The organism is Methylobacterium sp. Leaf123 (assembly GCF_001423405.1).
Lineage (GTDB): Bacteria > Pseudomonadota > Alphaproteobacteria > Rhizobiales > Beijerinckiaceae > Methylobacterium.
The window spans coordinates 612,943-626,610 of the sequence record NZ_LMNS01000001.1 but is presented as its reverse complement, the minus strand read 5'-3'; the positions used below and the strand labels follow the sequence as shown (position 1 = coordinate 626,610).

The 13,668-nt window shown below is 69.4% G+C and carries 13 protein-coding genes; 7 read left to right on the top strand and 6 right to left on the bottom strand.

From position 1 onward, the window contains the following. The first annotated feature begins 13 nt into the window (after positions 1 to 13). Positions 14 to 1,513, top strand: a complete 1,500-nt coding sequence (crtD, locus tag ASF53_RS02725; RefSeq protein ID WP_056193335.1) for a 1-hydroxycarotenoid 3,4-desaturase CrtD — start codon at positions 14 to 16, stop codon at positions 1,511 to 1,513. Then, positions 1,510 to 2,409 carry a carotenoid 1,2-hydratase family protein gene (locus tag ASF53_RS02720; protein ID WP_200943154.1) on the top strand — a complete coding sequence of 300 codons (900 nt, stop codon included), beginning with the start codon at positions 1,510 to 1,512 and terminating at the stop codon, positions 2,407 to 2,409. Before crtD ends, ASF53_RS02720 begins: the two co-directional genes overlap by 4 nt. Before the next feature lie 6 nt (positions 2,410 to 2,415). On the opposite strand, the gene ASF53_RS02715 is transcribed toward ASF53_RS02720, so the two are convergent. Continuing rightward, complete coding sequence (locus ASF53_RS02715; protein WP_056193331.1) at positions 2,416 to 3,036, bottom strand: septation protein A; 621 nt, start codon at positions 3,034 to 3,036, stop codon at positions 2,416 to 2,418. Positions 3,037 to 3,178: 142 nt separating this feature from the next. Next, positions 3,179 to 4,645: a signal recognition particle-docking protein FtsY gene (gene ftsY / locus ASF53_RS02710; protein WP_056193328.1), complete on the bottom strand. Its 1,467-nt coding sequence runs from the start codon at positions 4,643 to 4,645 to the stop codon at positions 3,179 to 3,181. A gap of 73 nt (positions 4,646 to 4,718) precedes the next feature. Here ftsY and ASF53_RS02705 point away from each other — a divergent pair, with 73 nt between their 5' ends. Next, positions 4,719 to 5,435: an RluA family pseudouridine synthase gene (locus ASF53_RS02705; protein ID WP_056193325.1), complete on the top strand. Its 717-nt coding sequence runs from the start codon at positions 4,719 to 4,721 to the stop codon at positions 5,433 to 5,435. A gap of 25 nt (positions 5,436 to 5,460) precedes the next feature. Here the strand turns inward: ASF53_RS02705 and mtaB are convergent, their stop codons facing one another. Continuing rightward, complete coding sequence (gene mtaB, locus ASF53_RS02700) at positions 5,461 to 6,693, bottom strand: tRNA (N(6)-L-threonylcarbamoyladenosine(37)-C(2))-methylthiotransferase MtaB (RefSeq protein ID WP_056193322.1); 1,233 nt, start codon at positions 6,691 to 6,693, stop codon at positions 5,461 to 5,463. Beyond that, positions 6,690 to 7,580, bottom strand: a complete 891-nt coding sequence (gene dapF, locus ASF53_RS02695) for a diaminopimelate epimerase (protein ID WP_056193320.1) — start codon at positions 7,578 to 7,580, stop codon at positions 6,690 to 6,692. The genes mtaB and dapF overlap by 4 nt, the downstream gene beginning before the upstream one ends. Before the next feature lie 173 nt (positions 7,581 to 7,753). Between dapF and ASF53_RS02690 the strand changes: the two genes are divergently transcribed. Next, positions 7,754 to 8,515, top strand: a complete 762-nt coding sequence (locus ASF53_RS02690; protein ID WP_056193317.1) for a GyrI-like domain-containing protein — start codon at positions 7,754 to 7,756, stop codon at positions 8,513 to 8,515. Between the two features lie 49 nt (positions 8,516 to 8,564). Further along, positions 8,565 to 9,329, top strand: coding sequence for an endonuclease III domain-containing protein (locus ASF53_RS02685; protein WP_056193314.1), 765 nt, complete (start codon positions 8,565 to 8,567; stop codon positions 9,327 to 9,329). A 30-nt stretch (positions 9,330 to 9,359) separates the two neighbouring features. Here ASF53_RS02685 and ASF53_RS02680 read toward each other — a convergent pair whose 3' ends face one another. Next, complete coding sequence (locus tag ASF53_RS02680; RefSeq protein ID WP_056193311.1) at positions 9,360 to 10,475, bottom strand: SPL family radical SAM protein; 1,116 nt, start codon at positions 10,473 to 10,475, stop codon at positions 9,360 to 9,362. A gap of 105 nt (positions 10,476 to 10,580) precedes the next feature. On the opposite strand from ASF53_RS02680, the gene ASF53_RS02675 reads away from it, so the two are divergent. After that, positions 10,581 to 10,853: a hypothetical protein gene (locus ASF53_RS02675; protein WP_056193308.1), complete on the top strand. Its 273-nt coding sequence runs from the start codon at positions 10,581 to 10,583 to the stop codon at positions 10,851 to 10,853. Positions 10,854 to 10,918: 65 nt separating this feature from the next. Then, positions 10,919 to 11,248, top strand: coding sequence for a YnfA family protein (locus tag ASF53_RS02670; protein WP_056193305.1), 330 nt, complete (start codon positions 10,919 to 10,921; stop codon positions 11,246 to 11,248). A gap of 21 nt (positions 11,249 to 11,269) precedes the next feature. Here the strand turns inward: ASF53_RS02670 and glgB are convergent, their stop codons facing one another. After that, positions 11,270 to 13,624: a 1,4-alpha-glucan branching protein GlgB gene (gene glgB, locus ASF53_RS02665; RefSeq protein WP_056193302.1), complete on the bottom strand. Its 2,355-nt coding sequence runs from the start codon at positions 13,622 to 13,624 to the stop codon at positions 11,270 to 11,272. Between the last annotated feature and the right edge of the window lie 44 nt (positions 13,625 to 13,668).

Below are 13,668 nucleotides of genomic sequence, written 5' to 3'. Positions count from 1 at the left end.
GAGCGCAGTTTCGGTGGCAGAAAAAAGCGTCATCGTGATCGGTGCCGGCATCGGCGGGCTCGCGGCAGCGCTGAGCCTTGCCGCGGCCGGCCATGCCGTCACCGTCCTGGAGCGGGCGGCGCGCGTCGGCGGCAAGATGCGGTCGCTGCCCGTGAACGGGGTGCCGGTCGAGGCCGGCCCCACCGTCTTCACCATGCGCTGGGTGTTCGAGGAGCTATTCGCCGAAGCCGGCACCGACCTCGCATCGGAGATGCGGCTGCGGCCGGCCTCCCTGCTGGCCCGCCATGCCTGGAACGCGCATGAACGGCTCGACCTGTTCGCGGATATCGAGACCTCGGCGGCCGCCATCGGCGCCTTTGCCGGTGCGCGCGAGGCGGAGGGCTATCGGCGGTTCTGCGCCCGTGCGGCCGAAGTCTATCGCACGCTGGAAGGGCCGTTCATTCGCGCCGACCGGCCGAGCCCCGTCGATCTCGCCCAGCGCGTCGGGCTGTCGGGCATCGGCAGCCTCTGGCGTATCCAGCCCTTCGCGACTCTGTGGTCGGCGCTCGGCGAATATTTCCGCGATCCGCGCCTGCTCCAGCTCTTCGGGCGCTACGCCACCTATTGCGGCGCCTCGCCGTTCGAGGCGCCCGCCACACTGATGCTCGTCGCCCATGTGGAGCAGGCCGGCGTCTGGACCGTCGAGGGCGGCTTGAGCCGGCTCGCACAAGCGGTCGCGGATCTGGCCGAGCGCCGCGGCGCCACCCTGCGCACCGGTGCGGATGTCGCCCAAATCCTGACGGAGCGCGGCCGCGTCGCGGGGGTCGAACTCGTCGGCGGCGAGCGCATTGCCGCCGATGCGGTGATCGCCAATGCCGACGTCGCGGCCCTCGGCAGCGGACTGCTCGGGCGCGATGCGGCCGCCGCCGGCGACCGGGTGCCCGCCCGCGAGCGCTCGCTCTCGGCGGTCACCCTCTGCGCGACGGCGCGGGCCAAGGGCTTCGACCTCGCACATCACAGCGTGTTCTTCTCGGCCGATTACCGCGCGGAGTTCGACGCGATCCTGCGCGGCCGCCGCCTGCCGCCGGACCCGACCGTCTACATCTGCGCCCAGGACCGGGACGGCGACGGCGGTGCGGCCCCTGACGGGCCGGAACGCCTGCTCCTCCTCGTCAACGCGCCCGCCGATGGCGGGGAGCGTCGCTTCAGCCCCACGGAGATCGCCGCATGCGAGACGACCATCCTGCGCAAGCTCTCGGCCTGCGGACTCACCCTGGAGCCGACGGGGCCGGGGACGATCACGACCCCGCAGGATTTCGCGGGGCTGTTTCCGGGGACGGGCGGGGCCCTCTACGGCCGGGCCTCGCACGGCTGGACGGCGACGTTCAAACGGCCGGGGGCGCGGACGCGGGTGCCGGGGCTCTACCTGGCGGGAGGCAGCGTGCATCCGGGGCCGGGGGTGCCGATGGCGGCGCAATCGGGCCGGCTCGCGGCGGCGGCACTGCGCGCGGACCTCGCTTCGACGGGGCGGTGACGCGCGGCGGCTACGTCTGGTGGTACGTCGATGCGGTGAGCGCGGACGGGCGCCAGGGGCTCACCGTCATCGCCTTCATCGGCAGCGTGTTCTCGCCCTACTATGCCTGGGACGCGGCGCGCGATCCGTTCGCCCACTGCGCCGTCAACGTCGTGCTCTACGGCGGGCGGGGCAACCGCTTCGCCATGACCGAGCGCAACGCCCGCTCGCTGGCGCGCGATGCGACGAGCTTCAGCCTCGGGCCCTCCTCCCTCGAATGGGATGGCAGCGTGCTGACGATCCGCCTCGACGAGCGCTCCTCGCCGATCCCGCGGGCGGTGCGGGGCACGGTGCGGGTGCGGCCGCGGGCGCTGACGGCGCAGCCCTTCACCCTCGATACGCACGGCCTGCATCGCTGGTGGCCGATGGCGCCCGATTGCGAGGTGGAGGCCGAATTCACCGCGCCCGCCCTCTCCTGGCGCGGCAGCGGCTACCACGACACCAATGACGGCGACGGCGCCCTCGAAGACGCGTTCACGGATTGGACGTGGTGCCGCGCGCCGCTCAAGCGCGGTTCGGCCATCCTCTACGACGTGCGCCGGACGGATGGCAGCGGGCAGAATCTGACGCTGCGCTTCGACGCCGACGGCACCCGCCGGGAGATGCGCCCGCCGCTCGCCGCCGACCTGCCCCCCACCGGCCTATGGCGGATGCCGCGTACGACCCGCAGCGACGACGGCCGTGCGCAGGTGATCCGCACCTTCGAGGACACGCCGTTCTATGCCCGCTCGCTGCTCGCCTCGACCCTCGACGGCGAGGCGGTGCAGCCCGTGCACGAGAGCCTGTCGCTCACGCGCTTCCGCAACCCGCTGGTGCGGCTGATGCTGCCGTTCCGGATGCCGCGGCGGATCGGCTGAGTTCGATCAGCCGGCCTTCGCCTCGGCCTCGTCTTTGCGCTCGTAGCGCAGCAACAGCGGCGTCTGGGCCAGGGCGAAGGCGACCGTGAGCGGCATGATGCCGAACACCTTGAAGCTTACCCAGAAATCCTCGGTCTGCGTGCGCCAGACGACCTCGTTGACGACCGCGAGCGCGAGAAAGAACAGGCCCCAGCGAAAGGTGAGCTTGCGCCAGCCCACATCGGTGAGCGCGAACATGCTGTCGAGCACGACCGAGAGCAGCGACTTGTTGAAAGCGAGGCCGCCGAGCAGAACGAGGCCGAACAGCGTGTTCACGATGGTCGGCTTCATCATGATGAAGGTCTTGTCCTGCAGCGCCAGCGTCAGGCCGCCGAACACGAGCACGACGACGCCCGACACGAGCGGCATGATCGGCAGCCGCCGCAGCAGGGCGAAGTGCACGGCCAGCGCGAGCATCGTGGCGACGATGAACACGCCGGTCGCCACGAACAGCTTGCTCTCCGCCGCCACGCCGAAGCGCTCGGCATAGGCGTTGCCGAGGAAGAAGACCGTCAGCGGGCCCACTTCCAGCGCCAGTTTGAGGAGCGGCGGCAGGTGCCGGCGCGGCGGAACGCTCTCGACCTTCATGCGGACACTCTCACGATGCTCCTAGCGCGCATTCCGACGAAGTGGTCTCCGGTTCGTCGAATGAATGCGCGTCACAACAGAGACCTGGAGACGCCGACCTGATGCAATCAGGCCGGATGCGGCTCCAGGGGCAGGCAATTGGCTACTCCTTGGGAAGGCCGGTGATCGCCCGGGCAAAATCCCGCGCGGCGAACGGCTCCAAGTCTTCCACGCCCTCGCCGACCCCGATGAAGTGCACGGGCAGGCCAAACTTCGTGGCGAGCGCCACCAGAATACCGCCCCGTGCGGTTCCGTCGAGCTTCGTCATCACGAGGCCCGAGACGGGCGCGGCCTGCGAGAACAACTCGACCTGGCTCAGCGCGTTCTGCCCGACGGTGGCGTCGAGCACCAGCAGGGTGGCATGCGGCGCCTCCGGATCGATCTTGCGGATGACCCGGACGATCTTCTCCAGCTCCGCCATCAGCCCGGCCTTGTTCTGCAAGCGGCCGGCGGTGTCGATCAGGAGCACGTCGGTGCCGTTCGCCTGCGCCTCCTTGAACGCGTCGAAGGCGAGCCCTGCCGCGTCCGATCCCTGCGCACGGCTGATGACCGGCGTGCCGGTGCGATCGCCCCACACCCGCAACTGCTCGATCGCGGCTGCGCGGAACGTGTCGCCGGCCGCCAGCATGACGCTGCGCCCTTCGGCCTTGAACTTGAGCGAGAGCTTGCCTATCGTCGTCGTCTTGCCGGCGCCGTTCACGCCGACCGTCAGGATGACATAGGGCTTCTTGGCCGAATCGATCTCGATCGGCAGCGCCACGGGCTCCAGCGCCCGCTCGATCTCGGTGGCGAGGATGGCGCGCACCTCGTCGGGCGAGATGCCCTTCTCGTAGCGGCCCTTGCCGACCGCCTCCGACATCCGCATCGCCGTCTCCACGCCGAAATCGGCCTGGATCAGCGCATCTTCCAGATCCTCAAGGGTGGTCGCGTCGAGCTTGCGCTTGGTGAACAGGCCCGTGACCCGATCCGACAGGGCGGAGGAGGTGCGGCGCATGCCAGCGGTGAGGCGCGACCACCAGCCCTGCTTCTCGCTGCCCTCAACGGCGCCAGCGAGCGCATCGCTCGCGAGTGCCGCCGCGGAATCGACCGGCTGGATATCGACCTCGGCGGGTGGTTCGGATTCGACCGCGGGTGTGGGAGTCTCGTCCTCGCCGCCGGTCAGGCGCGACCACCAGTTCCGCTTCTCCGCCGTCTCGGTGGAGGTCGGCGCCGGTTCGCTCTCGGCAGAAATCTCGTCGGGCTGCGGTGCTTCGCCGGAGGGCGGCTGCGGCTCGGGCTGGAGGTCGGCGCCTTCCAGTTCGTCGGGGATGCGGTTCTTGTCGGGATCGTCCGGCGCGGGCTCGCTCACCGCGGGCGGCACGTGGGCAACGTCGTCCGCGGCCGTGGTGAAGACCGGTTGCCCCTCGGATTCGGAGGCGGGCGATAACGGGTCCGGCGTGACCGATTGCTCAGCCGAGGTGTCCTCGGCCGCGGCGTCCTCGGCCGGCGCCGGCTCGGGGGACTTGGATTCGGGCGCGCCCTTTCGCCCGAACAGGCGTCCGAACCAGCCGGGCTTCTCGTCGTCGCTCATCCTCGTCCCTTGTTCAAAATCTTGCCCTGCTCAAACCTTGCCCGCGACGATCCGACATTCTAGCCCGTGGGGCATGAATGCGCGTGTTTCAGTGCCGGATCGCACCGTTGGACCGGAGATAGGGCCTCCGCTCCTCTACCGCGATGCCTTGATGCTCGTCATCGACAAGCCAGCGGGTTTGCCGGTGCATCCGGGGCCGAAGGGCGGGCCGACGCTTACCGACCATCTCGACGCCCTGCGCTTCGGCCTGCCGCGCCGGCCGGAGGCCGCGCACCGGCTCGACCGCGACACGTCGGGCTGCCTCGTGCTCGGCCGCCACGCCAAGGCCCTGGCGCGTTTGAACCGCCTGTTCGCCGACGGCAAGGTCGATAAGACCTACTGGGCCCTGGTCGAAGGCGGCCCCGAGGCCACGGAAGGGTGTATCGACCTCCCGCTGGCCAAGCGTTCGGACGATCCGCGCAGTTGGTGGATGAAGACCGACCCGGCCGGCGCCCCCTCGCTGACGCTCTACCGGGTGCTCGGGCGGGCGAACGGCCTGTCCTGGCTGGAACTGAAGCCGGTCACGGGGCGGACCCACCAATTGCGGGTTCACTGCGCAGCGATGGGCTGGCCGATCCAGGGTGACGCGATCTACGGCGGCGCCGGGCGGGACGGGCCGGGCTTGAAGCTCCATGCGCGGGGTTTGAGCCTGCCGCTCTATCCGAAGCGCGAGGCGATTGCGGTGAAGGCACCGGCACCCGCGCATATGCAGGCAGGGCTTGAGGCCTGCGGAATGACGGCCGCCCCGTAGATCCCTCCCCGAAGGGGGCACGCGGTCAGGCCGCGAGCAAAGCCTGCCCGTCATGTCCGGTGACGGTGACGTCGCGGATCTCTCCCGCCGGCACAGGCTCCGCGAAGCGCACCAGTGAGAACGCCTCCGTCCGGCCGGTATCGCCTCGCTCGGTCAGAACCCGGCGGCGGGCGCCGACTTCGCCGTCGAGGTGGCGGGCGAGGGCCGCCGCGCCGGCTTCGCGCAGGCGTGCGGCCCGCGCGCGGACCACGTCGCCCGGCACCGCCGGCATCCGCGCGGCCGGCGTGTCGGGGCGCGGCGAATAGGGGAAGACGTGCAGATGCGTCAGCCCGCATTCCGCCACGAGATCGAGGGAGCGGGTGAACTGCCCCTCGGTCTCGGTGGGAAAGCCGGCGATCAGGTCGGCGCCGAAGACGAGGCCGGGACGGAGATCGCGCAAGACTTCGCACAGGCGGATCGCGTCGGCACGCGAATGGCGCCGCTTCATCCGCTTGAGGATCAGGTCGTCGCCCGCCTGAAGCGAGAGGTGGACATGCGGCATCAGCCGCGGCTCCTCGGCAAAAGCGGCGATCAAATCGGCATCGGCCTCGACCGAATCGATCGAGGACAGGCGCAGACGCGGCAGATCCGGCACCTCGGCGAGAATCGTGCGGACGAGGCGGCCGAGGCTCAAGTCGGAATCGAGGTCGCGGCCATAGGCGGTGAGATCGACGCCGGTCAGCACCACTTCGCGGCCGCCATGCTCGACGATGCGGCGCACCTGCGCCACCGCCTCGGCGATAGGCACGGAACGGGAATTCCCGCGGCCAAACGGGATGACGCAGAAGGTGCAGCGATGGTCGCAGCCGTTCTGCACCGGCACGAAGGCGCGGGTATGCCCGGTCATGGCAGCGATGCGGGTCGGCTCGGCCGTGCGGACGGCCATGATGTCTTCGCGCGGGGGCGCGAAGCTGTCCTGCCAGCTTTCCGGCCTGAGCTTGGCGGCGTTGCCGACGAGGCGCGCCACCTCCGGCATCGCGGCGTAGCTCGCGCGCTCGACCTCGGCGCCGCAGCCGGTCACGACGATCTCGGCGCCGGGCCGTTCGCGGGACAGCCGACGGATCGCCTTGCGCGCCTGCCGCCCGGCCTCGGCCGTCACGGCGCAGGTGTTGACGACGACGAGGTCGCGCCCCTCGGCATTGGGCTCGGCATGGCCGCGCAGCACCTCGGATTCGACGGTGTTGAGCCGGCAGCCGAAGGTGACCGTCTCGACGCTCACCCGTCGATCCTGGCAAACAGGTCGGGCGAGAACGTGCCCTCCCCTTCGAGATAGACCGGGCCGGTCATCAGCACGTGGTCGTCGGCGCGCCACTCGATCGAGAGTTCCCCGCCGGGCAACGCTACGCGGGCGGCGCGGCCGATCATGCGCAGGCGCGAGGCCGCCACCACCGTGGCGCAGGCGGCTGTGCCGCAGGCCAGCGTCAGCCCCGCGCCGCGCTCCCAGACGCGCAGCTTGATCGTGTCGCGGCTCGTCACCTCGGCGATGGAGATGTTGGCCCGCTCGGGAAAGATCGGGTGGGCTTCGAGAAGCGGGCCGATCCGGCCGAGATCGTAGCTGTCGGGATCGCGATCGACGAAGAAGATCGCGTGCGGGTTGCCCATGCTCACGGCAGCCGGCGAATGCAGAATCGGATCGTCGATCGGCCCGACCTGAAGCTCGATGCGGCGGGTATCGAGAAACGGTTCGGCGAGGGGGATCTCGTCCCAGCGCAGGCGCGGCTGGCCCATATCGACGGTAAAGGAGCGGTCGGTGATGCGCTTGACCGCGACCAGTCCGGCCTTGGTCTCCAGCGTCAGCGCGCCATTCTCGGCGGGGCGCGCCATGGCGGGATCGTCGAGCAGCGCGTAGCCGACGCAGCGGGTGCCGTTGCCGCAGGCGCCGGATTCCGAGCCGTCGGTGTTGTAGATGCGCATGAAGGCATCGGTGCCGGGCGTGACCGGATCGTGCACGGCCATGAGCTGGTCGAAGCGCGAATGCACGTCGGCGGCGATGGCGCGGGCCTCGGCCGGGGTCACCCGAACCGCGGTGCCGCGCAGATCGAGCACGACGATGGCGTTGCCGGCGCCGTGCATCTTCAGGAAGCGGCGATGGGCGAGAGGGCTCATTGGACCTCTGACGACCTTGTCTGCGGGAATGCGGGGGTGGCGCGGCGTATATGGCAAAAGCCGCCGATCCGCGAGTCGGGAACGAAGAGCCGCAACGTCGCGCCGCAACGGTCTCGCGCGGGGCGTGTTTCGGCCCTACCCTGTTCGAACCGGCCAATCGGAGCGTCACCACCTTGACCCGTCTCGCCACCCTCGCCGCGGGCCTCCTCGCTCTCGTCCCTTCGTTGACGACCGCGCCGCTCGCCCAGAACGCGCCGCCCCCCACCAACGCGCCCTCCCCCGCGGAGACCAGCCCCCTACCGACCACGACCGTGCCGGACACGTCGAAATCCGGCCCCGATCCGGCAGCGCCCGCGCCGCAGCAGGTGCCGATCCCGCGCCCCGCCCAGGCTGGCGCGGCCCAGACGGTCACGCCTCCGCCTTCGGGGCTGCCGACCCTCGTGACGGTTCCGGGCGAACCGAACGACGTCGATGAGGTGACGCTACCGGCCAAGCCCGTGGCGATCCTCTCGGGCGAAACCAAGTGGGAGGAGGCGCGGACCAACCTGCGTAAGGCCTACAAGACCATCGGCGAGACGCTGACGCGGCTGAACCTCAAGCCAGCAGGCCGGCCGATCGCCCTGTTCACCAAGACCGAGGAGGACGGCTTCCAATACGAGGCGATGTTCCCGATCGAGGCCGCACCCGCGCAGGGCGTGGAGGGCGGCGAGGTCAAGTTCGGCTCGAATCCCAGCGGCAAGGCCCTGCGGTTCAAGCATAGCGGCAGTTACGAGGAGATCGACGGCACCTACGAGACGCTGATCGCCTATCTCGACGCTAAGGAGATCGCGGTCCAGGACCGCTTCTTGGAAGAATACGTCACCGACCTCGGCGAGGGTGCGGACGACAAACTCGACATCAACATCTACGCTCTGCCGAAGGAGCCGGCGAAGTAGGGTTGTCGCGGGCTGGGAACCGCCGAATCCTTTCGCGGATTCGGCTTCCATGACGCTTTTCCCCGATACAGCTCTCCCGGCGGCCGCCCGCCATCGCCGCCGCGAGGCGCCGGCCGCCGCGTCCGAGGCCCTGAAGCATAAGGCGCTGGAGATCAACCGCCGGCTCTGCGGCGTCTACGAATGCCCGATCCCGTACTTCCATAGCCTCGACCCGCTCTCGGAGCTGATCTCCTCGCTGCTCTCGCACCGGACCCGCAACGCCGATTCCGGCCGCGCCTTCAAGGCCCTGCGGGCGCGCTGGCCCGATTGGGCGGAGATCGAGGCGGCATCCGTCGAAGAGATCGAGGCGACGATCCACGGCGTCACCTGGCCGGAGCTGAAGGCGCCGCGCATCAAGGCGGTGCTCGCCGCGGTGCAGGAGCGGGTCGGCGACCTCACCCTCGATTTCCTGGGGGATCTGAGCGTCGATGACGCGCGCGGCTGGCTCGAAGCGATCCCCGGCATCGGGCCGAAGACGAGTGCCGCCGTACTCTCGTTCTCGACGCTGCGGATGCCGGCCCTGCCGGTGGACAGCCACCATCACCGCGTCGCCCAGCGCTCGGGTTTGATCGGTGCAAAGGTCGATGTCGGGCCGAGCCACGCGGTGCTGCGGGCGCAGCTTCCCGACGATTGGTCGGCGCAGAAGCTCTACGACAATCACGAGGTGCTGATGCTGCACGGCCAGCGCGTCTGCTTCCACCGCGCCCCGGCCTGCACACGCTGCGTGCTGCTCGACATCTGCCCGACGGGTCAGGCGAGGCAGGCCGCGAGCTGACGCCGTACTCGGTCGCGAGTGTCAGCCTCCTCACGTCCAATAGAGGATGCGCGCCGTCGGCAGGCGCTCGGCGATCCGCCCGGTGAGATGGGCCCGCATCGCCTTCATGAGATCGTTGGGGAACACGTATTTCACCGAGCCGAACTTGGTGAGCTTGCGGGTGCGCTCCGCCTCGCGCATCGGCAGGTCGGAGCCGGGATACCATCCTTCGAGCACGGTCTTCGAGGCCGGCGTGAAGCGGTGAGTGATGAGTTCGACCGTCAGATCGGGTGCGGACACACCGGACAAAGCCTCGGCTGCGTCGCGCAGCAGCCTGTCATAGGCGTCCGGCCATCCCTCGACGGGCAGAATCGGCGCGATGGTGAGGCCGACGGGATAGCCGGCGCGGGCGACGGCGCCCATGGCGGCGAGCCGCTCGCTGAGCGGAGCGGTGCCGCCCTCGTAATGCGCGGCCGCCGCTGCGTTGACCGAGAAGCGGATGCGCGTGCGCCCGTGATGCGGCAGGTCGAGAAGCGGTTCGACCGCAGCGAACTTCGTCGTGAAGCGAAGCTGCACGGGCGCATCCCAGGCGCCGAAATGGCGGATCGCCGCCGAGAGCGAGCCGGTGAGATGCTCGATCCCGAGCGGATCGGTGTAGCAGGACGCCTCGAAGGTGGTGCCCTCCACCGCCCGCGCCGCCGACGCGCTGGTGACACCACCCTGCCCCAGATAGCCGTCGAGATTGCCGAGAATCGCGTCGAGGTTGGCGTAGACGCGCGTCACCGGCGGCCCGGAGAGCGAGCCGGCGAGATAGCAGTACTGGCAATGCGCCGGACAACCTACGGCGAGGTCGAAGCGCCAGTCGGCGCTCGGTGGAATCGGTTGAAGCTTCAACTTCGTCGGTGGCGCGGTGACGATGGCAAGCGTCGCCTTGGCCTGGGCATAGGCCCGGCATGGGTTCTCGTCGTCGCGCAGGCCGGTGAGCCGGTTGCTCTTCAGGCGTTCGACCGGGAGACCCAGGCCTTCCGCCCGCGCAACGATCTGCCGACCATGGGCGTGTTCGAGGGCAGCCGGCGTCACCAGCACCCGGCGCGGATGCCACAGACGCGCGGAGCGGGGCCGCGCCACGGGCCGGGAATCGGCCTCCTCGGTCAGAACGAGATTCATGCTGCCCCAACCCTCGGACTGTGCCGAAGGTCCGGGGATGCGTCCTTTCGGAACCGTGGGAGGCCTCGGGCGCTGTTTTCGCGCGGAAGATGTTGCGAGGTGTCGATGACGGAGCTGGAGACGAAGCGCGCGGCGATCGCCGACCTTCTCGCGCGGATCGAAGGCCTCGATCCGCGAAACGCCGAGGCTCTCGACCGGCGGGTGGACATCGTGGTGGACGGCTTCGATCCCGGAGCGCCGGAACCGTCCGATCCGGCACGGGCCGAGCTGCACCGTCTGCTCAGGTCGTATCGCGACCTTCGCGATCTGCCCGCCGACCGCAACAATGTGCGGCTCGCCGAAAAGGGCGAGGTGTTCGCGCCGGAGGACGATGCCTGACACGCGATCTGGCCAATGAGGGGCAATGACTTGGCAAGGGGCTCGGCCCGCGCCAAGCGTCGCCGATGACCAAGACGCTTCTCGCTTATTCCGGGGCCGCTTTGGCCGAGATCGCCGGCTGCTTCGCCTTTTGGGGGTGGCTGCGGCTCGACCGGTCGGTCTGGTGGGTCGCGCCGGGGCTCGTCTCGCTGGCGCTGTTCGCTTGGCTGCTCACCCTCGTCGAGAGCGAGGCGGCCGGGCGGACCTACGCCGCCTATGGCGGCATCTACATCGCCGCCTCGATCCTCTGGCTCTGGGGCGTCGAGGGACATCGCCCCGACCGCTGGGACGTTGCCGGCGGGGCGATCTGCCTCGCCGGCACGGCGGTGATACTGTTCGGACCCCGGAGCGGCTGAACCGCTCCGGGGTCGAGGTAATCAGCCTTCGCGGATCAGGATCAGGGTCGAGAGCGGCGGCAGGGTCAGGCTCAGCGAGTGCGGCTGGCCGTGGCTCTGCTCGGGCTGGCTCTGGACGCCGCCCATATTGCCGACATTCGAGCCGCCATAACGCTCGGCGTCCGAGTTGATCGCCTCGCGGTAGTAGCCGGCCGTCGGCACGCCGACGCGGTAGCCCTCACGCGGCACCGGCGTGAAGTTCGAGACGACAATGGCGACCTCGCCCTCCGCCTTACCCTTGCGCGCCCAGGCGATGACCGAGTTGTCGGAATCGTCCGCCACCAGCCACTGGAAGCCGCTGGCCTCGACGTCGCGGGAATAGAGCGCCGGGGTCGAGGTGTAGACGTGGTTGAGGTCGCGGATCAGATCCTTCACGCCGCCATGCAGGGGATCGTCGAGCAGGTGCCAATCGAGCGACTGGTTGTGGTTCCACTCGCGCTCCTGGCCGAACTCGCCGCCCATGAAGAGCAGCTTCTTGCCGGGATGGCCCCACATGAAGCCGAAATAGGCGCGCAGATTCGCGAATTTCTGCCAGCGGTCGCCCGGCATCTTGCCGAGCAGCGAGCCCTTCCCGTGCACCACCTCGTCGTGGGAGAGCGGCAGCACGAAGTTTTCGGAGAAGGCGTAGAGCAGGCCGAAGGTCAGGTTGTGGTGGTGGTAACGCCGGTGGATCGGATCCTCCGACATGTATTTCAGGGTGTCGTGCATCCACCCCATGTTCCACTTGAAGCCGAAGCCGAGACCGCCCGTGTAGGTCGGGTGCGAGACGCCCGGCCAGGAGGTCGATTCCTCGGCCACCGTGATGGTGCCCGGCGCGTGGCTGTAGGTGGCCTCGTTGGTCTTGCGCAGGAAGTTGATGGCGTCGAGATTCTCGTTGCCGCCGTACTGGTTCGGGATCCACTCGCCCGCGCGGCGCGAGTAGTCGAGGTAAAGCATGGAGGCGACCGCATCCACGCGCAGGCCGTCGAGATGGTAGTGCTCCAGCCAGAAGCGGGCATTGGCCGTGAGGAAGGCCGACACCTCGACCCGGCCGAAATTATAGATGTAGGTGCCCCAATCCTGGTGGAAGCCCTGGCGCGGGTCGGCATGCTCGTAGAGGTGCGTCCCGTCGAACAGGCCGAGGCCGTGGGCGTCGAGGGGGAAGTGCCCCGGCACCCAATCGAGCATCACGCCGATGCCGGCCGCGTGCGCCGCGTTGACGAAATCGACGAAGTCGTCGGGCGTGCCGAAGCGGCTGGTCGGCGCAAAAAGCGAGACCGGCTGGTAGCCCCAGGAACCGTCGAACGGATACTCGGTGATCGGCAGAAGCTCGATATGCGTGAAGCCGAGTTCCTTCACGTACGGGATCAGCCGGTCGGACAGTTCTTTGTAGGTGAGGTAGCGGTTTCCCTCGTCTGGCACCCGCGCCCACGAGCCGAGATGGACCTCGTAGACCGACATGGCGGCGTGACGCGGATCCTTCTCACCGCGCGTGTCCATCCAGGCCGCATCGTGCCATTGCGGCTCGTTGAGGCCCTGGAGCACGGAGGCCGTCTGCGGCGGGTGCTGGGCGCGGAAAGCCACCGGATCGGCCTTCAGCGGCAGCACGGCGCCATCGGGGCCACGGATCTCGAACTTGTAGTTCTGCCCGGCCTTGAGGCCCGGCACGAACAGCTCCCAGACGCCGCCATTGAGCCACAGCCGCATCGGGTGGCGCCGGCCATCCCAATCGTTGAAGTCGCCGACGACGCTGACACGGCGGGCATTCGGCGCCCAGACCGCGAAGCGGAAACCCGCGATGCCGTCGAGTTCGCCCGCATGCGCACCGAGCACGCGGTAGACGAGGTTGCTGCCGATCAGGCGCAGACCGTCGATCTCACTCTGTTCGAGGGACGGACCGAAGCCGTAGGGATCGTGACGGCGGGTGCTGGTGCCGTCCCAGGCCTCGACCTCGATCTCATAGAGGGGGCGGCCCTCGCCCTTCACGCTCGCGACGTAGAACCCGTCGGGATGAACGCGCTCGAACGGGACGCTCTGCCCGCCCGTGACGAGGCGGGCCGCCTTCGCCTCCGGCAGGACCGCGCGAACCTCCCAGGTATCGGGCGCGACCTGATGCGGCCCGAGGACGCCGAACGCGTCGCCGTGATCGGCCGCCATCACGGCCGCAATGGCCTCGGGATGGAGGTGGCCATCGCGCGCCTGCGAGGCCGAGCGACCCACTCGGGGCGCCCCCTCACCGCCAAGCGCATCCGTCGGCCGGGGCGCGCGGGGCGCCTCGGTCGAGCCTGACCTGTTCGGGACGTTGGCGGCCGCCTGCCCCTCGTTACGAGCCGCGGCCTTATCGTCCAGAGCCGTCATCCAATCACCTCTCTCGGAAGCGCTCCCGGGCCACCACAGGATGG

Bases quoted from the DNA above. Each gene is read 5' to 3' on its own strand.
- ftsY (WP_056193328.1), bottom strand. From the start codon at position 4,645: ATGAGCGACGACGAGAAGCCCGGCTGGTTCGGACGCCTGTTCGGGCGA.
- dapF (WP_056193320.1), bottom strand. From the start codon at position 7,580: ATGAGCCCTCTCGCCCATCGCCGCTTCCTGAAGATGCACGGCGCCGGC.
- ASF53_RS02685 (WP_056193314.1), top strand. From the start codon at position 8,565: ATGACGCTTTTCCCCGATACAGCTCTCCCGGCGGCCGCCCGCCATCGC.
- glgB (WP_056193302.1), bottom strand. From the start codon at position 13,624: ATGACGGCTCTGGACGATAAGGCCGCGGCTCGTAACGAGGGGCAGGCG.
- ASF53_RS02670 (WP_056193305.1), top strand. From the start codon at position 10,919: ATGACCAAGACGCTTCTCGCTTATTCCGGGGCCGCTTTGGCCGAGATC.
- ASF53_RS02675 (WP_056193308.1), top strand. From the start codon at position 10,581: ATGACGGAGCTGGAGACGAAGCGCGCGGCGATCGCCGACCTTCTCGCG.
- ASF53_RS02715 (WP_056193331.1), bottom strand. From the start codon at position 3,036: ATGAAGGTCGAGAGCGTTCCGCCGCGCCGGCACCTGCCGCCGCTCCTC.
- ASF53_RS02680 (WP_056193311.1), bottom strand. From the start codon at position 10,475: ATGAATCTCGTTCTGACCGAGGAGGCCGATTCCCGGCCCGTGGCGCGG.
- ASF53_RS02705 (WP_056193325.1), top strand. From the start codon at position 4,719: ATGAATGCGCGTGTTTCAGTGCCGGATCGCACCGTTGGACCGGAGATA.